The following is a 20,356-nucleotide window of genomic DNA, read 5'->3' as shown; positions in this document are numbered from 1 at the left end:
GTTTCAGCCCGTCCGGCGTTTGAGGACATCTTGTCCGGGGTCTGGGGCGGAGCCCCAGGTAGGTCCGGGGCGCAGGCACGGTTCTCGGGAAGGGGCGGGGTGGGGAAAGGTCTGGTGGCTAGCTGACCTCCCCCGGCCGCACGACCTCCGTGATGCCCCGCGCAGCCAAGTGCGCCGGGTCACCCGCCCTGCTGGCCAGCACGGTGGTGGGCCTGACCCCGTCCGCGACGAGCCGGGCGAACGCTTCGAACACCGCGCCCCCGGGCGCACACGCGGACCGCTCCGAGGGCGAGTCGTCGACCACCACGGCAGTCCCCCGCACCGCGGGCGCGTACTCCCGCCCCCGCCACTCCTTCGCGAGGCGCCCCAGCACCTCGCCCCCCGGCTTGACCCGCCCCTCGTTGGTCAGCAGACCCAGGCTGTACTCGAGCTCGGGGAAGTCCGCGAGCGAACGAGACACATCGTGCGAGCACCACCACGTCACCCCCCACACGTCCCCGCAGTCGAGCGCCGCCTCCACCGTCGCCTCGGTGAAGGCCGCCGCGTGCTCGGCGGGGATGAGAGGAGCGGGCGCGCCCACCTCCTGGAGCCAGACGGGGCGGTGCGGATCGTCCGCCCAGGCCTTGGACAGCTCGATCATGTACGCCGCGTGGTGCGCGGTGGCGACCCCCTCACGCCCGTACCGCTGGGCCGTGCCGTTGAACACCCAGGAGTGCACGGCGGTCGCACCGCCGAGCCGCGCGGCCTGGGCCGGGGTGAAGGGCTGGTCGTCCTGGTACCAGGCGGCGTCGTACTCGGCGTGCAGATGCAGCTTGCCGGGCGCCCCCTCCTCGCACGCGGCCAGCACCCGCCGCAGCCACTCCCCCGCCTGCTCCTGCGTGATGCGGTCCGGATCGGGATGCGGGCCCGCCGAGAACTGGTTGACCTCGTTGCCGATGGTCATGCCGATGAAGTTCGGCCGGTCGGCGAGCGCGGAGGCGAGCGTACGCAGGTAGGTGACCTCGCCCTGCACCACGTCGGGGTCGGTGAAGATGTTCCGCCGGTGCCACGTCTGCGTCCACGCGGGCAGGAAGTCGAAGCTCGACAGGTGCCCCTGCAACCCGTCGACGTTGACGTCGAGTCCCCGCTCGGCGGCGGCGTCCGCGAGGGCGACGAGCTGTTCCACGGCGCGCGGCCGGATCAGGGTGCGGTTGGGCTGGAAGTACGGCCAGATCGGGAAGACCCGGATGTGGTCGAGCCCGAGCCCGGCGATCGCGTCGAGATCGGCGCGGACGGCGTCGATGTCGAAGTCGAGCCAGTGGTGGAACCACCCCTGGCTTGGGGTGTAGTTCGCTCCGAAGCGCGGCGCGTCGGAAGGAACACGTGTCGTACGAGGCATGCGAGTCCTGGTTCTCGGGGGTGCGGGGGGATGCCGGGAAGGGAATTGCCCGGAGGGGGACGGCGGCTCGGCTCAGCCCTTGACCGCTCCCTCGCCCACCCCGCGGAAGAAGTACCGCTGGAGACAGGCGAAGAGCACGATCAGCGGAAGCACGGCGATGACCGTGCCCGCGGCGACGAGCCGTTCGTCGTTGGCGAAGGTGCCGTGCAGATAGTTCAGGCCGATGGTCAGGGTGAACCTGTCCGGGTCGCTCAGCACGATCAGCGGCCACAGGAAGTCGTCCCAGGCGCCCATGAAGGCGAAGATCGCCACCACGGCGAGCGTGCCCTTGACCGCGGGCAGGGCGATCCGCAGGAACCGCTGCCAGACGTTCGCGCCGTCGACGAACGCGGCTTCCTCGATCTCGTACGGCAGGTTCAGGAAGGCGTTGCGCATCAGCAGGACGTTGAGCGCGGAGACGCAGCCGGGCAGCAGCACACCGATGAGGGTGTTGTTCAGGCCCAGCTCCCGCATGGTCGTGAACTGGGCGATGATGATGCCCTCGACGGGCACCAGCATGGCCAGGACGAAGACGATCGTGGCTGCCCTGCGGCCCCGGTAGCGCAGGCGCGCGAGGGCGTAGCCGGCGAGCGTGGCGCCCACGCAGTTGGTCACCACGTTGGCGGCGGCCACCTTCAGGGAGTTGAGCGCGTAGTCCCAGACGGGGATGGTGTCGGCGACCCGCTCGTAGTTGTGGAGGGTCGGGCTGCCGGGCAGGAACTTGGGCGGGGAGCTGAAGATGTTCTCGTGCGGGCCCTTCAGGGAGGTGGACAGCTGCCACAGGAAGGGGCCGATCATCAGCGCCAGTACGGCGAGCAGGAGTGCGTAGCGCAGGACGATCTCCCACACGGGCATCCGGCGGCCGTTCTCGTCGGTGATCCGCCCGCGCTTGCGGGCACCACCGGCGCCCTTTTGCCCCTTCCCTGCCGTCTTCCGCTGTGCCTGCTCGGCCTTTCGCGTGTCCGTCGCGATGCTCACGCGTCCTCCTTGCGGTCCGCGCGCAGCACCAGCAGCATCAGCGCGACGGTGACGACGAAGACGACGACCGAGATGGCCGACGCGTATCCGACGCGGCCGGTCAGTCCGGTGCCGACGCGTTGCACCAGCATCACGAGCGTGGTGTCCTCGCCGGCCGGGCCGCCGTTGGGTCCGGCCATCAGATAGACCTCGGAGAACACCTTGAAGGCGGCGACCGAGGAGAGTGCGGCGACCAGGACCATCGTGGAGCGCACGGCGGGGACGGTGACCGTGAAGAAGCGGCGGATGGATCCCGCGCCGTCCACGGCCGCCGCCTCGTGCAGTTCGCGCGGCACGTTGGCGAGCGCGGCCAGATAAATGATCATGTAGTAGCCGAGGCCCTTCCAGACCGTGACGGCCATGGCGCTCCCCAGGAGCAGCCACTGATCGCTGAGGAAGCCGACCGAGCCGACGCCCACCGCCTCGAGCACCGCGTTGACCAGACCCCGTTCATCCAGCATCCACACCCAGATCAGGCCCACCACGACGATGGACGCGACCACCGGCGTGTAGAAGGCGGACCGGAAGAAGGTGATGCCGGGGATGTGCTTCTGGACCAGCATCGCGAGCAGCAACGGCAGCAGGACGAGCGCCGGGACGACCCCGACGATGTACAGCGTCGAGTTGCGAAGGCCGATCCAGAACATGTCGTCGTGCAGCAACTCCCGGAAATTGTCCAGGCCGACGTACTCCCCCGGGATCAGGGTCCGCTTGTCGGTGAAGGAGTTGATGAGCGTGCTGACGAACGGATAGAGGATGAAGATGCCGACGATCAGCAGTCCGGGGGCGGCGAACAGCCAGGGACTTGACGGCAGTTGTCGCCGGATGCGGCTGCGTGGACCGCGGTCGGCGGCGGCACGGGGAACGGCGGCGGCGCTGGAGCTTTTCATGGCGGTGGTCCCGGGTCGTCTTCTCAGCTCTGCTTCAGCAGCCGGTCACAGTTCTTGACAGCGTTGTCAAGCGCTTCCTTGGGGCTCTGCTTGCCTTGCAGCGCGCGGGCGACGGCGTTGCGCAGCTCGATCTTCATCTGCTCGCTGAACAGCACGGGCGTGTAATTCACCGCGGTCTTGATGGACTTGGCGGCGGCGACGCGCACGCGCGTGTCGTCGGTGCCGTCCTGCTTGGTGAAGTACGGATCGTCGAGCGAGCCTTCCGTGCTCGGGAAGATCGCCACCTTCTTGGCGAAGGACATCTGCCGCTGCGCGTCCGTCACGTAGTGGGCGAAGGCCACCGCGGCGGGCGTCTGCTTGGTGCGGGTGTTCACCATCACCCCCATCACGTACATGTTGTCCTTGCCGGTGTTGGTGATCTGCGGGGTGATCCCGATGTTCTTGTAGAGGCCGGGCGCGTCCTTCTTGAACTTGCCGAGGTCCAGGGCGCTTCCGGGGTTCATGGCGACGGCCTCGGTGAGGAACTTCTTGCCCGTCGACTCCGGCGTCGCGGTGAGCGCCTGACCGTCGAGCGCCTTCGCGTCGTACAACTTCTTGTACTTGGTGAGGAGTTCGACGCCCTTGGGACCGTTGAAGGTGAACTTGGTCCCGTCCTTGTCCATCAGCGGGACGCCGTAACGCCCGAAGTCCTCGATGGTGGGGACGTTCGCGAGCGTGGCGGTCTTGCCCTTGGTCTCCTTCGACAACGTCAGGGCGTCGTCGAAGAGTTGGTCGAACGTCGTCGGGGGCTTGTCGGCGTCGAGCCCCGCGTCCTTGAAGATCCGCTTGTTGTAGAAGAGCGGCCCGGTGTTCAGGTACCAGGGGAAGGCGTACGTGCCCTCCGTACCCGGTATCTGGTGGCTCTTCCACGCCCCCGGCAGGTACTCCTTCTCGTACTTCGACGCGGACTTGTCCAGGTCGAGCGCGAGCCCGGCCTTGGCGAGCGGGGCCACCAGGTCGGGCGAGACGTTGACGACGTCGGGGAGGGTGCCGGCCGCGGCGTCGGCGCTGATCTTGTCGGCGTAGCCCTCGCCGGGCTGGTCGACCCAGTGGACCTTCGTGCCCGGGTACTTCTTCTCGAAGCCGTCGACGACGCCCTCGAAGTACGACTTGAAGTTGGCCTTCAGGTTCCAGGTCTGGAAGGTGATCTCGCCCTCGACCTTGCCGGAGGCGTCGGTCGAGCCGCCGCCGTCGCCTCCGTCGCCGCAGGCGCTCAGCGGCAGCAGCACGGCGAGAACGGCGGCAGCGGCGGCTGCCCTTCGGGGGATGCGGGGGTGGTGGGAGATGCGCACGGTGAAACGGCTCCTTTGCTCGGCCCAGCGTGAGGCAGACCTTGCATGGAACTCCTGCTAAAAGTCAATGGATTCGGTGACCATTGCTTGACATCTCTACCAACTTGCCAGGTCAGAGAAGTACGTTGAACTTCTTGCGGGGATCGACTAAAGCGCTTTAGAGTGTGCTGGCTCAAGCGCATTAGTATGCGCACCAGAGGAAAGGGGCAACACCGGTGCAAGGCAAGCGGTCCCCGGCACGCCGGCCGACCATGAAGGACATCGCCCGCCGCGCCGGAGTCTCCGAGAGCGCCGTGTCCTTCGCGCTCAACGACCGGCCCGGAGTATCCGACGTCACCCGCGACCGGGTCCGCAGGGTCGCCGAGCAGCTGGGCTGGCATCCGAGCACGGCGGCTCGCGCGCTGTCCGGTGAGGGCGCGGCGACGGTGGGGCTCGTGGTGGCGAGACCCGCCGGGACGCTGGGCGTCGACTCGTTCTTCCTGCAGCTGATCGCGGGCATCCAGGAGGTCCTCGCGGAGCGTCGGCTCGGCCTGCTCTTCCAGGTGGTGGAGGACGTGACCGCCGAGTGCGCGGTCTACCAGCGGTGGTGGGCCGAGCGCCGGGTGGACGGCGTCCTGGTCGTGGACCCGCGCACGGACGACCCCCGCCCGGCGCTCCTCGACGAGCTGGGACTGCCCGCGGTGGTGACCGGCGGCGTGCCGGATCCGCAGGCGCACCACCCCGGCCTCTCCACCGTCTGGGCGGACGACGCGGGGGCGATGGCGTCGGTCGTGGACCACCTGTACGCGCTCGGGCACCGCCGTATCGTGCACATCGCGGGGCTGCCCGGCCTCGCCCACACCGAGCGGCGGATCCGGACGCTGCGGGCCGAGGCCGAGCGGCGCGACCTGTCGGAGGTCCGCTCGGTGACCACGGACTACTCGGACGCGGAGGGCGCCGCGGTGACACAGCGGGTGCTGGGCGGCGCGTCACCGCCGACGGCTCTCGTGTACGACAACGACGTGATGGCCGTCGCCGGGGTAGCCGCGGCGGCCTCGCTCGGTTTCACCGTGCCGGGAGACGTCTCGGTGATCGCATGGGAGGACTCGGCGCTGTGCCGGATGGTCCACCCCTGGCTGACGGCACTGTCGCGCGACACGATGTCCTTCGGCAGGACGGCGGCCCGCGAACTCCTCTCGCTCCTGGACGACGGCCCCGCGGCCACGGTCCAGGTCCCCCTGCCCAGCCTCATCGAGCGGGAGAGCACGGGGCGGGCGGCGGGCGGGAGCTGAGCGGTGTCGTACCCCGCCGGTACGGCTCCGTCGGGAGTCGACGACACCGCGCCCGGCACCGTCAGGGCGTGTCGTACCAGGAGAACGCCGCGATCCGCCAGCCTTCCGGGGTGCGGACGAACTGGATGGTCTTGGTGCCGCCTCCCTCGAACGGCTTTCCGTCCAGCACCCCGGACTTGGAGTACGCGCCGAACCGTGAGGCGATGTCTCCCTCGATCTCGGTCCGTTCGGAGGTCTCCCACTCGGAGAACTCCACCAACCTGCCGTCGCTCAAGAGCCGTTGCCGGGGCTCGATGAACTCCCCCACCGTGTAGACCGTGAACTGCGGGCCGGTCTTGACGATCACGCCACCCGGGATGACGAGTCGGCGGATGCGGGCCACGTCGGCGGTCTTGCCGCCCACGTTGTCGAAGGCGCCGAAGAACTCGGCGGTCACGGCGTCGATCTCGTTCTTGGACATGGCCGCGACGCTAACACCGCTGCCGCTGGGGCGACTTCGTCGGGGGCCGGGCCCGTGGTCACGAGCCCGGCCCCCGCGAGGAGACTCCTACACCCGCGACCGGTAGAGCCCGAACTCCGCGATCCGCACCGCCCCGCGCGACCCCGTCACCCGAAGCCGCCACTCCCGCGCCCGTACCGGGGTCGCCAGCGTCAGGACCCGGCTCGCCCCCACCGTGTCCACCTCGGTCACGAGGGACCACCCGGCCGCTGCGGACAGCCGCGCCTCGATCACCGCGTGCTCCAGCTGCTGGCCCCGCCGGATGTCCTCCCCCAGCCGGATCCGGTCGACCTCGCGCGCCCGGCCCAGGTCCACCGTGAGCGTCCCCCTGGAGGGCGCCGGGCCCACCCATGCCGTGTCCGGGTCGCCGTCGACCGCCTGTGACGGACGGCTGCCGTCGCCGCGGGCCCGCGCACCCCGCGCGAGGTCCTGCGGCAGCTCGCGCCCGATCCGCTCGCGGAACTCCCGCAGCCGCGCGACGTCCGCCTCCGGGAGCAGGCCCCGCCTGTCCGGCGGGACGTTCAGGAGCAGTACGGAGTTGCGGCCCACCGAGCGGAACCAGATGTCCGTCAACTGCTCGACGGACTTGGGCTGTTCGTCCTCGTGGTAGAACCAACCCGGCCTGATCGAGACGTCGCACTCCGCCGGCCACCACTGCACGTACTGGGCGACCGCCCTCGCCTCACCGAGCGCCTCCCGGCTTCCCTGGTCGGGCGCGTCGTACTTCAGGGCGTAGTCGACGCTCCCGTTCCCCGAGTCCTTGACGGGGACGACGCTCCACTCGTTCTCGCGCGCGAGGCCGCCCTCGTTGCCGACCCACCGGACGTCGGGCCCGCGCACGGCGACCGTCGCGTTCGGCGCCAGGGCCCGGATGACCGCGTACCAGCTGTCCCAGTCGTACGTCTCGACCTTCTCCGGCGGGATGCGCCCCTGCGCCCCGTCGAACCACACCTCGTCGATCGTCCCGTACTCGGTGAGCACCTCGTACAGCTGGTTCAGCATGTGCGCGCCGTAGTCGGTCGCGTCGAGCGTGAAGGAGCGCGCGGCGGCTTCGGCCGCCCGGTCGTCGCCCTCCACCGGCGTGGGGATGGTGCGCCGCGAGCGCGCGCTGCCGTTGGCGTAGACGCCGTGCAGATACTGGTTCTCGTCGGCGGGCGAGATGTAGACGCCCACCTTGATGCCGTACCGGCGCAGCGAGTCGGCGAACGACCGCAGTACGTCGCCCTTTCCGGCCTGCCAACTGCTGCTCACCACACTGTGCTTGGTGTAGCGGGAGGGGTAGAGCACGAAGCCGTCGTGGTGCTTGACCGTGAGGATGGCGAGCTTGAAGCCGCCGTCGCGCAGGGCCCGCGCCCACTGGTCGGTGTCCAGGCCCGACGGCTGGAAGACGTCGGGGTCCTCGTCTCCCGTGCCCCATTCGAGGCCGGTGAAGGTATTGACCCCGAAGTGCAGGAACGCGGTCTGCTCGAGGCGCTGCCAGGCGATCTGTCGCTCTGTGGGCCGGACTTGGGAGGCCTTGGCGATGACCGCGTCCGGGGAGTCCTTGGGGCCGATCGCGATGCGGTAGGGCGGATCGGGGGCCACCGCGGTGGCGGCCGCTCCGGTGGAGCCGGGTGCCGCGAGGGCGAGGGAACTGCTCGACGCGGCGACCGCGGTGGTGACGGCGGCGGTCACGAAGAGACGTCTGCTGACAGTCATGGGCGTGCGGGTCTCCCTGTCGGGTCGGAGGGGGAAGTGCGGTCAGCGAGCTGCCAAGGTCCAGGACGCCGGGGCCTGTTGGTCCGCCGGGTACTGCTGGAGGCGGCCGTCATCGGTGACACGCACGGACATCTGGGTGATCGCGTTCGTCAGGCGGTAGCCGCCCGCCGACTTCGCCAACTGCCACCGCTGCAGGGTGTTTCCCGCGTCGCACGTCTCCCGCGTGACGGCACTCCCGGGCTCCAGCGGCACGTTGAGCGTGAGCTTGCCGCTGCGCGTCTCCAAGCAGGCGCCGTCCGCCGCAGACTTCAGCGTGACGTAGCCGTCGGCGGTGCGCTTGATCTCGTAGGCGGCGGGCTTCGCATGCCCCTCGGTGTCCCGCAAGGTGTACGTTCCGTCCGCCACAGACGTCTTCGTCAGGTCCCGCCACCCAGGCGCGTGGCCCACCGACTCGGCGCGTGCGGCGAAGTCGGCGTACGTCGGATCCGGGTGCGCGGATCCCCAGGTCACCTGCGCGACATGGCTGAGCGGCATCGCCATCGAGGCCGCGACCTCGTTCTCGGTCTCGCCCCGGCCGTTGTCCGGCCACAGGCTGATCTTCGCCCCGGTGATGCCGTCCCGCGAGGCGAGCTTCTCGCCCTCGAAGTCGCGCGGGTCCCACGCCTTGTCGTACAGAGCTTTGGTGTTGGTGTGGAAGCCGCCGCGGACGAGGTAGAGGGAGTACGCGGCGTTCTGCAACGGGTAGCCCTGCGCTATGAGGCTGCTCGGCTTCGTCTTCACGTCGAGCCAGTGCTCCACGCTCGTCCCGGCCGCCACGGGGACGGTGTTCGCGCCGGTCAGGCCGTCGTTCCAGATGCGCAGCCGCTTACCCTTGCCCGTCGCGTAGGCGTGCACCCGGTTGACGAAGTCGACGAAGGCGTCCTGCGGGGTCGCCTTCTCGCCGTACTTCTTCTTCGCGTACTCAAGGATGTGGGGGTACTTGGCGAAGTCGGAGCCGAGCATGTACTCGTCGGCGCCCATGTGCCAGGACTTCGCGGGGAACACCTCCGCGTACTCGTCGATCAGGCTCGTGTAGTACGCGAAGGCCTCGTCCTTGGTGATGTCCAGGCGGGACGACTGCGGCTTGCCGTCGGAGTCGGTGAGCTGGAGGTCGGTGCGCTTCTCCAGCCAAGGGTCCATGTGGCCGGGCGAGTTGATCTCCGGAACGATCGTGACGTGGTACTTCTCGCCGAGGGCGACGAGGCGGCGTATCTCGCTCTTGGTGTAGTAGCCCCAGCTGTTGGCCTCGGGGTGCTCGTCGCTCTTCACCTTGAGTTCGAGGAGCAGCTGGTTCTGCTTGTTGTACGCCATGTCGCGTACGAGGTTCTCCAGCCAGGGCGTCGAGACGTGGATGTAGCAGGCGCAGACGCCCACCCCGCGCTCCTTGTACTGGGGCACGTCGACCGTACGTCCGGCGGGTACGCGGTCGCTCTGGGCGAGGAGCTGGAGGAGGGTGCGGGTCCCGTAGAAGGCTCCGGCCTCCGTCGCGCCGGTGATCTCCAGGCGTTCGCCCGCCCGGAGTTCGTAGCCTTCGGCGCCGAGGGGCCTCTTGCGCGCGGGAGCGACGTCGATCACGATGTCGCCGTCACGCGGGGCGCCGCCGGTGACCGGCACCCTGCCCTCGCCCGCGGCGCGCAGATCGTCCGCGAGAGTGCGGGCGACCTCGCGCGCCGGCTTCCCGTGCGCGACGAGCCGGGCGCCGGGGCCGTAGGCGTAACTTCCCTTGCCCGGCGACCAGTCGGTGAGGGCGGGGACGGTACGGGGCGGGTCCGCGGGCTGCGACGCCCCCGCGGCCCGAGCCGCCGGGACGGGCGCCGCGAGCAGCAGCAGGGCCACTGCGGCGCTTCTCCACCGACGGAGCCGCGCACGGGGCGCTAGCATCATGCGCATGTCAGTCATGACATCCGATGATTCAAGCGCCCCGTGAGGGTGTCAATGCATTGAGCGCTGCGGGGACTTGGACATTTACGCTGCCACGCACCGACCCATCGGATGAATCCGGGGCCGTCTGTCGGTCGGGCGGCCTACAGCCGGGTCAGGCGCCGGTCAGCCCGGCCACGTGCCGGTCAGCCGACGCGCGGCGACAGCGCCGCCCCGGTCGACGGCCGCCTTGACCACGGCGAAGATCGCTCCCTGCAACGTCGCCGCCAGCAGGATCTCGCCCCAGCCGCGGTCCTCGTCGGTGGCGTCGGGTGCGTCCTCGTCGTGGCCGGCCACCTTCCACGCCTGTTTGAAAAGCCCGCCCGCGGCCGCACCGGCGAGCATGCCGAGCACGAGACCGACCGGCTTGTAGGCGATCTTCGAAGCCTTCACAGCGCGCTCCCGTGCTTCCGCTTGCGCCGCACCAGTACGAGCGTCGCGAGGAGCGTCGCGCCACTGGCCGCCAGGAAGGCGGTGCGGTGGTTACGGACCTGCTCGGGCGCCTTGTCCTGCCACACCTCGGAGGCCTGTCCCGCCGCGGCCTTCACCTGACCGGTGGCGGCGGCGGCCTTGTCCTTGACCTGGTCGGGCACCTTGTCCTGCAGCACATGGGCGGCCTCGGTGGCCTTCGCCACCGCCTGCTCGCCCAGCTCCGCGGCCTTCGTGGCCGTCTGGCCCTTGATCGCGACCGCCTTCTCCTGCGCACGTGCCTTGACGTCCGCCTTGGCCGCAAGCGCCTCGACCGTCTCGCCGAGATCCTGGCGGGTCTGCTCGACCTTCGCGCGCAGTTCCCCGGATCCCGCGGTGTGCTTGTCGGGCTGGTTCATCGCTGTGCACTCTCCTTGATCTCTGCGACATCGGCCTTCACGCCGCCGATGGCCTGCTCGGGGATCGGCGGGGCGGCCCGGCCGACTTCCTTCTTGCCGGTCGCCGCGAGCACCGCGGCGATCAGACCGAGGACGGCGGTGACGATCAGCCCCGCCGCCCACACCGGAAGCGGCACCGCGAGCGCCGCGATCGCGGTGGCGACCAGAGCCTGGAGGGTCAGGAAGCCGACGAGACCGGCTCCGCCGAACAACCCGCTGCCCTTGCCGTAGCGCCTGGTCTTCTCCTTCATCTCCGCCTGCGCCAGGCGCATCTCGCCGCGCACCAGCTCCGTCAGCTGCTGCGACGCGCGTTGCACGAGGTCGCCCACCGGCTCACTGGCGGGGGCGGTCCGTCCGCTGCTGTCACGGTCCGTGGTGTGCGGGCCTGTCTGGGCCATCGTCATCAACCTCCTGTCTGTTCTGCGGGCCGAGTACCCCGATCTCCGGCATCGGCACATGGTCGAGTGCGGCGATCGTGGCGGGCGGTGTTCACTCCGCCATGCGCCGCTGGTCCTGCTCGTCCCACGCGCGGGTGTCGCGGGGCGGCACGTAGGGCTCCTCCTCGGCGGGAAGACCACCGGCGATGGCGCGCTGACGTGACAGCTCCGCGTCGAACTCCAGGCCGAGCAGGATCGCGATGTTGCTGATCCACAGCCATACGAGGAAGACGATCACCCCGGCGAGAGCGCCGTAGGTCTTGTTGTAGGAACCGAAATTTCCCACGTAGAAGGCGAACCCGGCCGATGCGATCAGCCAGATCACCAGGGCGATCACGCTGCCCGGGGTCACCCACTTGAAGCCGCGGCCCTTCACGTTCGGCGTCGCCCAGAACAGCAGCGCGATCATGATGGTCACCAGCACGACGAGCACCGGCCACTTCGCGATCGCCCACACGGTCAGGGCCGCGTCGCCGAACCCCAGGGCGGACCCCACGGTGTGCGCGAGACCGCCGGTGAACACCACGATGAGCGCACTGACGACGGCCAGCAGGAGCAGCACCACCGTCACGCCCACCCGGACCGGCAGCACCTTCCATATGGGCCGCCCCTCGGGCATGTCGTACACGGCGTTGGCGGTGCGGATGAACGCCCCCACGTACCCGGAGGACGCCCACACCGCCAGCGCGATGCCGACCACGGCCATGAGGGAGCCGACACCGCCCCGGCCCTCAAGCTGCCGCACGGCGTCGCCGATGATGTCCCGCGCCGAACCCGGCGCGAGCTTCTCGAGGTTCTCCAGCAGCCAGTCGATGGCCGACTTCCCCACGACACCGAGGAGGGAGACCAGCACGAGAAGCATCGGGAAGAGCGAAAGCACCCCGTAGTAGGTCAGCGCCGCCGCCCGGTCGGTCAGCTCGTCGTCCTTGAACTCACGGATCACTCCGGTGAGCACGGCCCGCCAGGACCGCTTCGACAACTGCGTCAGTTCTTCCGGCGCGCGTTCCGCGCTGCGCTCGGCATCCGATGTCCCGTTCATACTCTCCGGAGTAACCCGCAACCGCCCGACCATGCGCGAAGCGGGCGACCCGCACACGCCGGTGCCCCCTGCCGGAGTCGGCAAGGGGCACGCGGCGAAGCGGCGGGATCAGTCGATACCGGGGAGGATGTGCGGCTCCGCGAGGTCGTCCTCGTAGCCCGCGAGCCGGATCGGGGCCGCTTTCGCCCACGAGTCCAGGTTGCTGAGCTTGCGTGGTCTGCCGGCCCGCTCGCTGCTGTGTTCCGCCGGTCGCTTTTCCTGCTTCGTCAGATCTGGTGTCACCGCGCACTCCTTTGTGTCGCGTAACGGAAGGACTAGGGCTGTTCGGTCGCGGTGGCGCCGTTGTCGAGGCGGGAGCGCGGCCACGGTGGCGAGCCTGTCCCGGGGCGGCCGAGGGGTGCTTGTGGATCCCCTGGAGACCGTCCGTTCGCCTCACATTAACCAAATGAGCGCGCCCGCGCTCTATGGGTTCCGCCGAAGGAGTGGATTTCGGACAGTTGGTCACGGTGTGGGGGTGGCCCGCGGGCCGAAATTCCCTCAACGGGTCGGACCCATGGGCCTTTCCAGGCCTCCATGGGACCGTACGCGGATGACTTCTGCGCAGGCACGGGAAGGCGCGGTGGCTCTGGTGACCGGAGCCTCGCGAGGGATCGGGCTCGCCGTCGCGCGCGGCCTCGCGGAGTCCGGACATCGCCTTGTCATCACCGCCCGGGACCCGGACGCCCTGAAGGCCGCGGTGGCGGAACTGCGCGCGGACGGCGCGCAGGCCCTCGGATGCGCGGGCGGCGTGGCCGATTCCGCCCACGCCGATGCGTGCGTGGCGCTCGCGGTGCGCGCGTTCGGGCGGCTGGACGTGCTGGTGAACAACGCCGCGACGAACGCCCCTTACGGCGCGCTGATGGACGTCGACCTCACCCGGTGGCGCGCGGCCTTCACCGTGAACGTCGAGGCCGCCCTGCGCCTGACGCAGCTCGCCTGGCGGGCCTGGATGGGCGAGCACGGTGGCGCGGTGGTGAACATCTGCACCGAGGGCGCCTCCCATGTGGGCCCGAACGTGGGCGCGTACGGCACCAGCAAGGCGGCGCTCCTGCACCTGACCGCCCAACTCGCGGGGGAGCTCGCGCCCTTGGTCCGGGTCAATTCCGTCTCCCCCGGCCTCATCCGCACCGAAATGGCCCGCTTCGCCTGGGAGGGCGCCGAGGAACAGCTCGCCGCGAGCCTGCCGCTCGGCCGCATCGGCGAGCCGGAGGACGTCGCGCGGGCCGTCACATGGCTGGTCTCGGACGCGGCCGAATGGGTGACGGGCGCGGATGTGCTGGTGGACGGCGGGACGAGGGTGCGGGCAGCGGCGGGAGGGACCGCCGCGTACGCCGTGCACGAGCGGCTGCGGGCGGCGATGCCCGAGGCCACGGGCGAGGCCTGACCCGCCGCTCCGGTGGGCGTCAGCAACGTACGCCCGTATAAGACAGCCGTCTAAGGCCGGCGGCCCCTCGGCCGCCGACCCGCTGCTACCACTTGCCGGGTGCGTAGTCCTTGAGGAAGACGCCGAACAGGTCGTCGCCCGCCTCGCCCCGCACGACCGGGTCGTAGACCCGGGCCGCGCCGTCGATCAGGTCGAGCGGGGCGTGGAACCCCTCGTCGGCCAGGCGCAGCTTGTCGAAGTGCGGGCGCTCGTCGGTGATCCAGCCGGTGTCGATCGAGGTCATCAGGATGCCGTCGCTCTGGAACATCTCCTGGGCGCTGGTCCGCGTCACCATGTTCATCGCGGCCTTCGCGGCGTTCGTGTTCGGGTGGCCCGCGCCCTTGTAGCCGCGGCCGAAGACGCCCTCCATCGCCGAGACGTTCACGACGTAGGAACGGCCGCTCGACGCCTTCTTCGCGGCGTCGGCCATCGCCGGGCGCAGCGCGCTGATCAGGATGAACGGCGAGGTGTAGTTGCACAGCTGGGTTTCGAGGAGCTCCACCGGGGAGATCTGCTCGATGGTCTGCACCCAGGTGTTGCTGTCGACGACGTCCGGGACGAGGCCGCCCGCGTCGATGGCGGTGCCGTCGAGGTGCCGGGCGACGCTGGCGTTGCCCGCGACGAGCGCGAGGTCGGCGACCTGCTGCGCCTCCAGGCCGCTGGTGCCGACGGGCAGCGCGGCGAGGCCGTCCACCGCGCCGGAGTTGAAGGCGCCGATCACGGAGTGGGCGGGCAGCTCCCCTGCGGGCAGCGGCGCGCCCTCGCCGTCGACCAGGGCCGCGTACGCGGAGGGCAGACGCCGTACGGTCTGCGTCGCGTTGTTGATCAGGATGTCGAGCGGTCCCGCCGCGGCCACCTGCTCGGCGAGCGCGACGGACTGGCCCGGGTCGCGCAGGTCGATGCCGACGACCTCCAGGCGGTGCAGCCACTGGGCCGAGTCGTCCATCGCCTTGAAGCGGCGGATGGCGTCCTTGGGGAAGCGCGTCGTGATGGTGGTGTGGGCGCCGTCGCGAAGGAGGCGCAGCGCGATGTACATGCCGATCTTGGCGCGGCCGCCGGTGAGCAGCGCGCGCTTGCCGGTGAGGTCGGTGCGGGCGTCGCGCTTGGACCGGTTCAGACGGGCGCAGTCCGGACACAGCTGGTGGTAGAAGTAGTCGACTTCCACGTACCGGGTCTTGCAGGTGTAGCAGGAGCGCGGGCGCTGGAGTATCCCCGCGATCCGGCCCTCCTCGGTCTGCGAGGAGGGCAGCAGGCCCTCGGTCTCGTCGTCGATGCGCTCGGCGGAGCCGGTGGCGGTGGACTCGGTGACGGCCTTGTCGTGCGCGGTCTTGGCGGCCCTGCGCTCCTGACGGCGGCGCTGCTTCACGGTGCGGTAGACCCCGGCGGTGGCGCGGCGCACCGCGATCGCGTCGGGGTGGTCGACCTCGAGATCGTCCAGCTCGTCGAGCACGGCGAGGCAGACGGCGAGCCGGTCGGGGTCGATGCCGGGGCCGAAATCGACGGCCTCTTCGGTCGAACCGGCAGCCTCCAGGCTGTCCTCTGTCACCGTCATCGCCGCTGTCCTCGCGTCACTCATGCCGCGGCTCGTCGGAGTGACCGCGGAAGCTCCAAAGAAGAGAACTTTACGTAGCGACGGGCCCCTCTACCAAACGCGGACGGTTTACGCACGCTTCGACGAGCCCCGCGAGCTCCTCCCGCACGCTGCGCGCCAGAACGTCCAGGTCCGGCACGGCGGCCGCGTCGGCGACCAGACCGAAGTGCACCCGGCCCCGGTACGTCGACACCGCGACGGCGAGCGCCTGCCCCTGGGCGAGCGGCGCGAAGGGGTAGACGGCGGCGAGCGGGCAGCCGCCGAGCCGCAGGCCGAGGCTGGGCAGCGGGACGCTGGTGACGAGGATGTCGAAGAGCAGCCGGGCGGCCTGCGCGACGACGGGGCCGCCGATGCGGTGGCCGATCGAGGGCACGTGATCGGCGAGCAGGGCGACCGCGCCCGCGCCTCGGCCGGGGCCCGCGTCCTTGTTGCGGTCCATGGCGGCCCGCACCGTCCGCAGCCGTGCGACCGGGTCCGGATCGCCGACGGGCAGCCGGACCAGATACCCGGAGAGCCGGTTGCCCGGCGGCTGCGCCCCGCGCGGCCTGCGCCGGGAGACGGGGACCAGGGCGCGCGGCTCCACGCCCTCGCTGCCGTCGCCCCGCTCGTCGAGCCAGCGGCGCAGGGCGCCGGCGACCACGGCGATCAGTACGTCGTTGACGGTGCCGCCCACGGTCTTGCGCACCCGGTGCACGTCGTCCAGGTCGAGCAGCACCCCCGCGGTGCGCCGCGTGCCGGTGGCCTGTGACGTGAGGGCGGCCGACGACCGTACGCCCAGGGTGGCGCGGGCCACGGACGAGCCGATGTCCAGGGCCTGCCCCACGTCACTGACGGTGTCGCGGACGAGGCCCGGCAGCTTGCGCGGGTCGGGCAGCCAGGACCACCCGGAGGCCTCGGGCCCCACGGGCGCGGGGCGCGGGGCGGGCAGGTCCATGGGGTCCATGACGGCCGCAGCGAGCATCAGGGCGCGCAGGCCGTCCGCGAGGGCGTGGTGGAACTTGAAGAGCACGGCGAAGGAGGCGCCGTCGTGCCCCGGCAGCACATGCGCCTCCCACGGCGGCCTGCCGCGCTCCAGGGGGCGCTGCATGAGCGCGCCCGCCGCCGCCTGGAAGTCCCGCACGGGCTCCGCGAGGCCGACGTGGTCCAGCGGGTCGAAGGCGGGCGCGGGCTGCCGGACGGCGCCGCCCACCGGCAGCCAGACCGAACGGATCCGCAGCCGCAGTCCGGGCACGCCGGCCGCACGTGAGGCGAGGAGCCGGGCGGCTCGCTCTGCCGCGTCCGGCGAGTCGGCGTCGAAGACGCCCAGGGCCCCCAGGTGCATCGGGTGTTCGGCGGACTCGATGTTCCAGAAGGCGAGGTCGAGAGGTGCGAGCAGGTCGGAGGACTCGGTGGTCAGCGTTTTCAACGGTCTGCTCTCGCGTCGAGGGCGATGCGGGGGATGGCACGGACCTGCAGTCAAGCGCCGTTGCGCGACTACGGTCAAGTACGATCAAGCTACGCACAGTTAACAACAGATTAAGGCCCGCCTCTCTGGGAGAGGCGGGCCTAGTGGTGCGCAAGTGGCGTATGTCTTACGTCACTTCATCATCGGTCGGCGTACGTCACTTGAGCGCGGGCGGCGCCGCCCGCGTCGACGTACCCCACTGCGAGGGCTTGTCGCCCACCGTGAAGGAGAGCTCGCGGGTGTCACGGATGTCGTCCGTCGTCAGGTACGTCTTGCCGTAGTCGGCGCCGTCCGCGCGCGCCGACTGGATGTACCGGTCGGTGTCCGAGGTGCCCGGCGCCTTCACCGTGAGGCGCCCCTTCGGGTAGTAGCGGCGGTCGAGGGTGAGGTCGACGCGCTCGAAGACGGGCGTCGACAGACCCCAGGTGTCCGTGCCGGGCTGGACCGGGAAGACGCCGATCGAGGAGAGCACGTTCCAGGCGGACATCGTGCCGAGGTCGTCGTTCCCGGTCATGCCGGTCGGGGCGTCCGTGAAGAGCGTGAGCGCGGCGTGCACCACGTCGGTGGTCTTCCACGGCTGACCCGTCGACAGGTACGTGTACGGGGCGATGAGGTCGGGCTCGTTCTGCGGGTTGTACTTGTCCGCGTTGTAGTAGTCGTAGGGGCCGTTGACCCACACCTCGCGGGCCGTCTTCGCCGGGTCCTTCAGGAGCTGCTCGTACGCGAAGAAGGAGTCGAGGCGGTCGTTGGTGGCCTGCTTGCCGCCGATGAGATCCACCATGCCGGGCAGGTCCTGCGGGACGAGCCACTGGTACTGCCAGGACGTGCCCTCGTGGAAGCCCTCGCTCTTGGCCGGGTCGGCGGGTCCGGTGAAGGCCCCCTCGGCGTCCCGCGCACGGAAGAACCCGGTCGACGCGTCGAAGATCTTCCGGTAGTTCTGCGCACGGTCCGCGTACCGCTTCGCGTCGGCCTTGTGCCCGAGCTCACCGGCCATCTGGCCGAGCATCGCGTCCGAGAGCGCGTACTCCAGCGTCGCGGAAGCGCCGTGGTCGTAGTCCGAGTCACCGGGCTTGGCGTGCGGACGGCCCTTGATGTACGGCGCGAAACCGTCGCTCAGATACTCCTTGTTGGCCTCGCGGCCCACGGGCGCCGAGTCGGCCGGCGGGACACCGTCCGCGTTCTTCTTCAGCGCGCGGTACGCCTCCTCCTCGTGCCCCTTGAGCAGGCCCTGCTGGTAGGCGTTGGTGAGGAAGGGGGTGACCGGGTCGCCGGTCATGATGTTCGTCTCGACGGTGCCGTAGCCCCACTTGGGCAGCCAGCCGCTCTCCTCGTCGATCTTCAGGACGGAGAGCGCCATGTCACGGGACTCGTGCGGTGCGAGCAGCGACAGGAGCTGGGCCTGGGTGCGGTAGGTGTCCCACAGGGACCAGTTCTGGTAGTACGTGAAGCCTTTGGCACGGTGGGTCTTCTGGTCCCAGCCCGTGTACCTGCCGTCGACGTCGCTGCCGATGTTCGGCGCGAGGAACGAACGGTAGAGGGACGAGTAGAAGGTGCGGCGCACGGTCTCGCTGCCGCCCTTGGCCTTCACGTCGTCGAGCCGGTCCTCCCACGCCCGCTGGGCCGCCTTCTCCACCCGGTCGTACGAACGCCCGCCCTCCGCACGGAGGTTGAGCGCGGCGCCCTTGGCGTCGACGTACGAGAGAGCGGTGGTCGCCTCGACGGTGCGGTCCTTGGAGGTGTCGAACCGGACGTAGGCGCCGTTGCGCTCCTCGCCCGCCGACGACTTCTTGGAGCCCGCGGTGACGGTGTCGCCCTTCCAGGTGCCCGACGTGGTGAAGGGCCGGTCGAAGCGCGTGATCGTGTAGACCGTGTACGGCTTGGTGTCCTGGCAGAAGCCGCTGCCGGTGATCGCCGTGCGGACCGTACGGCTGTCGAGGATCTCGACCTTGGTGCTGCCCGTCTTGTGCAGCGACTGGCCCGCGTTGAGCAGGACGTTGGCCTTGTCGGTGGCGGGGAAGGTGTAGCGCTGCACGCCGGTGCGCTCGGTGGCGGTCAGCTCGGCGCCGATGCCGGACTTGAGGCCCACCTGGTACGAACCGGGGCTCGCCTTCTCGTCGTCGTGGCTGAACTCCGCCGCGTACTTGGCGTAGTCCGTCTCCTTGACGTCGCCCGTGGTGGGGAGCACCGGCAGATCGCCGCCCAACCCGCAGCCCACGCCCGAGAGATGGACGGTCGAGAAGCCGCGGATGTGCGTGTCGGAGTGGTCGTAGCCGGTGTTGTGCCCGGTGTCGGGCGAGAACTGGACCATGCCGAAGGGCACGGCGGCCCCGGGGTAGGTGTTCCCCTCGTTCTCGGTGCCGATGAACGGGTTGACCAGGTCGGTCAGCCGACCGTCGCCTGCCGGGGCGGCCTGGGCCGCCGGTATGGCGAGGGCTCCCCCGAGGAGCGTGGCCGCGGCCACCGCCACCCCCGTACCGCGTAGCCGTTGGGTCCATCTCATGGGTGGGAACGCCTCCTTGGACAACGTTGTCAAAGCGCGGAACGCGATCATTCTTCGGGGGTGGCGTCGCGTGCGTCAAGGGGTGGGAGGCGGGGAGAGGGCCGAGGACGAGGAGACCAAGAGCGGCTCAGGCGGTGTGCAGCCACACCCGCAGGGGTCCGATCGGGCTGAATCCCTGGCGGACAGCCGCGTCGAGGCTCTCGCCGCTCTCGTAGCCGACCACGGGCAGGCCCGGCCAGAGCCTGGCGACCTCCGTCAGGCAGCCGGACCAGGCGGACTCCTCCCCGCCCGGCTCGTCGCCGGTCGCGAAGAGGTTGGAGATGCCGACCACGGACTCGTCAGGGCTCGCGACGGCGCCCGCGACGATCCTTCCGTCGCGGGACGTTCCGGCGAGGAACGTCGTTGCGCCGTCGAGCAGTTCGGGGCGGAACAGTGCGGTGCTCCCGTCGCCGTCGCTCCACGCGTCCTCCCATGCGGACAGGGAATCGGCGCCCTTCAGCGGCTCCCAACGCACGGCCGGGGAAAGACCCGCGGGAGCCGCGCCCGCGGGCCGGTGGATCCACTGGGCCTCGAACAGCACCTCGAAGCCCAGCGGCTCCAGATCGAGGCAGGCGAAGCTGTCCTTGACGGAGCAGCCCGGTGACGCCGTGTCGATCCGGGCCACCAGGTCGCGCGCCGATGCCTCGGGGGTGAGGGAGATGCCGTCGGGATACAGCGGCGGCGTCCGCCGTGCGCTGCTCCAGGTCCCGGCGTCGAACTCCCCCGACAGGCCGTGCGCGCGGCAGACCGCGTCGCACCACTCGGCGTTGTTGCGGGCCGCGGCGCTCGTCCACTCGTTCTTGATGATCACGGAGTGATCGTGCCAAGCGAGCAGGTCCGCGTCCACGGAATTTGGCACTCCCGGAGCTGGCGCTCATGCAACAGGCGCTCCGGCC

Annotated in this window: 18 protein-coding genes; 2 read left to right on the top strand and 16 right to left on the bottom strand. The window is 70.3% G+C overall.

The window, feature by feature from the left end:
• Positions 1–118: 118 nt before the first annotated feature.
• The 4 genes from ACFUPX_RS41870 to ACFUPX_RS41855 form a co-directional block, all read right to left on the bottom strand.
• Positions 119–1,378, bottom strand: a complete 1,260-nt coding sequence (locus tag ACFUPX_RS41870; protein ID WP_383334578.1) for a glycosyl hydrolase — start codon at positions 1,376–1,378, stop codon at positions 119–121.
• 72 nt (positions 1,379–1,450) lie between these two features.
• The gene (locus ACFUPX_RS41865) at positions 1,451–2,272 is read right to left on the bottom strand and encodes a carbohydrate ABC transporter permease (protein WP_383334585.1); all 822 of its coding nucleotides are present in this window, start codon (positions 2,270–2,272) and stop codon (positions 1,451–1,453) included.
• 119 nt (positions 2,273–2,391) lie between these two features.
• Positions 2,392–3,324: a carbohydrate ABC transporter permease gene (locus tag ACFUPX_RS41860; RefSeq protein WP_383334577.1), complete on the bottom strand. Its 933-nt coding sequence runs from the start codon at positions 3,322–3,324 to the stop codon at positions 2,392–2,394.
• A 23-nt stretch (positions 3,325–3,347) separates the two neighbouring features.
• Positions 3,348–4,655 carry an extracellular solute-binding protein gene (locus tag ACFUPX_RS41855; protein WP_383334575.1) on the bottom strand — a complete coding sequence of 436 codons (1,308 nt, stop codon included), beginning with the start codon at positions 4,653–4,655 and terminating at the stop codon, positions 3,348–3,350.
• A gap of 251 nt (positions 4,656–4,906) precedes the next feature.
• Here ACFUPX_RS41855 and ACFUPX_RS41850 point away from each other — a divergent pair, with 251 nt between their 5' ends.
• Positions 4,907–5,926: a LacI family DNA-binding transcriptional regulator gene (locus ACFUPX_RS41850; protein ID WP_383334573.1), complete on the top strand. Its 1,020-nt coding sequence runs from the start codon at positions 4,907–4,909 to the stop codon at positions 5,924–5,926.
• A 61-nt stretch (positions 5,927–5,987) separates the two neighbouring features.
• Here ACFUPX_RS41850 and ACFUPX_RS41845 read toward each other — a convergent pair whose 3' ends face one another.
• From ACFUPX_RS41845 to ACFUPX_RS41810, 8 genes are all read right to left on the bottom strand, one after another.
• Positions 5,988–6,386, bottom strand: a complete 399-nt coding sequence (locus ACFUPX_RS41845) for a DUF4440 domain-containing protein (RefSeq protein ID WP_383334571.1) — start codon at positions 6,384–6,386, stop codon at positions 5,988–5,990.
• An 87-nt stretch (positions 6,387–6,473) separates the two neighbouring features.
• Complete coding sequence (locus tag ACFUPX_RS41840; RefSeq protein ID WP_383334569.1) at positions 6,474–8,123, bottom strand: alpha-L-fucosidase; 1,650 nt, start codon at positions 8,121–8,123, stop codon at positions 6,474–6,476.
• Positions 8,124–8,165: 42 nt separating this feature from the next.
• Complete coding sequence (locus ACFUPX_RS41835) at positions 8,166–10,046, bottom strand: family 20 glycosylhydrolase (RefSeq protein ID WP_383334584.1); 1,881 nt, start codon at positions 10,044–10,046, stop codon at positions 8,166–8,168.
• 162 nt (positions 10,047–10,208) lie between these two features.
• A complete protein-coding gene (locus ACFUPX_RS41830) occupies positions 10,209–10,475 on the bottom strand; it encodes a DUF4235 domain-containing protein (RefSeq protein ID WP_383334567.1) in 267 nt (88 codons plus the stop codon).
• On the bottom strand, positions 10,472–10,909 hold the full coding sequence (locus ACFUPX_RS41825; RefSeq protein ID WP_383334566.1) for a DUF3618 domain-containing protein: 438 nt from the start codon (positions 10,907–10,909) through the stop codon (positions 10,472–10,474). Before ACFUPX_RS41825 ends, ACFUPX_RS41830 begins: the two co-directional genes overlap by 4 nt.
• Complete coding sequence (locus ACFUPX_RS41820; RefSeq protein ID WP_383334563.1) at positions 10,906–11,346, bottom strand: phage holin family protein; 441 nt, start codon at positions 11,344–11,346, stop codon at positions 10,906–10,908. The genes ACFUPX_RS41825 and ACFUPX_RS41820 overlap by 4 nt, the downstream gene beginning before the upstream one ends.
• 91 nt (positions 11,347–11,437) lie before the next feature.
• Complete coding sequence (locus ACFUPX_RS41815) at positions 11,438–12,424, bottom strand: YihY/virulence factor BrkB family protein (protein WP_383334561.1); 987 nt, start codon at positions 12,422–12,424, stop codon at positions 11,438–11,440.
• 108 nt (positions 12,425–12,532) lie between these two features.
• A complete protein-coding gene (locus ACFUPX_RS41810; protein ID WP_383334559.1) occupies positions 12,533–12,706 on the bottom strand; it encodes a hypothetical protein in 174 nt (57 codons plus the stop codon).
• Positions 12,707–13,013: 307 nt separating this feature from the next.
• Between ACFUPX_RS41810 and ACFUPX_RS41805 the strand changes: the two genes are divergently transcribed.
• Positions 13,014–13,847: an SDR family oxidoreductase gene (locus ACFUPX_RS41805; protein ID WP_383334557.1), complete on the top strand. Its 834-nt coding sequence runs from the start codon at positions 13,014–13,016 to the stop codon at positions 13,845–13,847.
• An 85-nt stretch (positions 13,848–13,932) separates the two neighbouring features.
• Here ACFUPX_RS41805 and ACFUPX_RS41800 read toward each other — a convergent pair whose 3' ends face one another.
• The 4 genes from ACFUPX_RS41800 to ACFUPX_RS41785 form a co-directional block, all read right to left on the bottom strand.
• A complete protein-coding gene (locus ACFUPX_RS41800; RefSeq protein WP_383334555.1) occupies positions 13,933–15,438 on the bottom strand; it encodes an SDR family NAD(P)-dependent oxidoreductase in 1,506 nt (501 codons plus the stop codon).
• A gap of 70 nt (positions 15,439–15,508) precedes the next feature.
• A complete protein-coding gene (locus tag ACFUPX_RS41795; protein WP_383334582.1) occupies positions 15,509–16,873 on the bottom strand; it encodes a wax ester/triacylglycerol synthase family O-acyltransferase in 1,365 nt (454 codons plus the stop codon).
• Between the two features lie 205 nt (positions 16,874–17,078).
• Positions 17,079–19,421: a GH92 family glycosyl hydrolase gene (locus ACFUPX_RS41790; RefSeq protein ID WP_383334553.1), complete on the bottom strand. Its 2,343-nt coding sequence runs from the start codon at positions 19,419–19,421 to the stop codon at positions 17,079–17,081.
• A 127-nt stretch (positions 19,422–19,548) separates the two neighbouring features.
• Positions 19,549–20,268, bottom strand: coding sequence for a hypothetical protein (locus tag ACFUPX_RS41785; protein ID WP_383334580.1), 720 nt, complete (start codon positions 20,266–20,268; stop codon positions 19,549–19,551).
• Positions 20,269–20,356: the final 88 nt, after the last annotated feature.

This window comes from Streptomyces sp. NPDC057302 (assembly GCF_042667685.1).
GTDB lineage: Bacteria > Actinomycetota > Actinomycetes > Streptomycetales > Streptomycetaceae > Streptomyces.
This window is presented reverse-complemented; position numbering and strand designations above follow the sequence as displayed.

Bases quoted from the DNA above. Each gene is read 5' to 3' on its own strand.
- ACFUPX_RS41870 (WP_383334578.1), bottom strand. From the start codon at position 1,378: ATGCCTCGTACGACACGTGTTCCTTCCGACGCGCCGCGCTTCGGAGCG.
- ACFUPX_RS41865 (WP_383334585.1), bottom strand. From the start codon at position 2,272: ATGCCCGTGTGGGAGATCGTCCTGCGCTACGCACTCCTGCTCGCCGTA.
- ACFUPX_RS41860 (WP_383334577.1), bottom strand. From the start codon at position 3,324: ATGAAAAGCTCCAGCGCCGCCGCCGTTCCCCGTGCCGCCGCCGACCGC.
- ACFUPX_RS41850 (WP_383334573.1), top strand. From the start codon at position 4,907: ATGAAGGACATCGCCCGCCGCGCCGGAGTCTCCGAGAGCGCCGTGTCC.
- ACFUPX_RS41845 (WP_383334571.1), bottom strand. From the start codon at position 6,386: ATGTCCAAGAACGAGATCGACGCCGTGACCGCCGAGTTCTTCGGCGCC.
- ACFUPX_RS41840 (WP_383334569.1), bottom strand. From the start codon at position 8,123: ATGACTGTCAGCAGACGTCTCTTCGTGACCGCCGCCGTCACCACCGCG.
- ACFUPX_RS41835 (WP_383334584.1), bottom strand. From the start codon at position 10,046: ATGATGCTAGCGCCCCGTGCGCGGCTCCGTCGGTGGAGAAGCGCCGCA.
- ACFUPX_RS41825 (WP_383334566.1), bottom strand. From the start codon at position 10,909: ATGAACCAGCCCGACAAGCACACCGCGGGATCCGGGGAACTGCGCGCG.
- ACFUPX_RS41820 (WP_383334563.1), bottom strand. From the start codon at position 11,346: ATGGCCCAGACAGGCCCGCACACCACGGACCGTGACAGCAGCGGACGG.
- ACFUPX_RS41815 (WP_383334561.1), bottom strand. From the start codon at position 12,424: ATGAACGGGACATCGGATGCCGAGCGCAGCGCGGAACGCGCGCCGGAA.
- ACFUPX_RS41805 (WP_383334557.1), top strand. From the start codon at position 13,014: ATGACTTCTGCGCAGGCACGGGAAGGCGCGGTGGCTCTGGTGACCGGA.
- ACFUPX_RS41800 (WP_383334555.1), bottom strand. From the start codon at position 15,438: ATGACGGTGACAGAGGACAGCCTGGAGGCTGCCGGTTCGACCGAAGAG.
- ACFUPX_RS41790 (WP_383334553.1), bottom strand. From the start codon at position 19,421: ATGAGATGGACCCAACGGCTACGCGGTACGGGGGTGGCGGTGGCCGCG.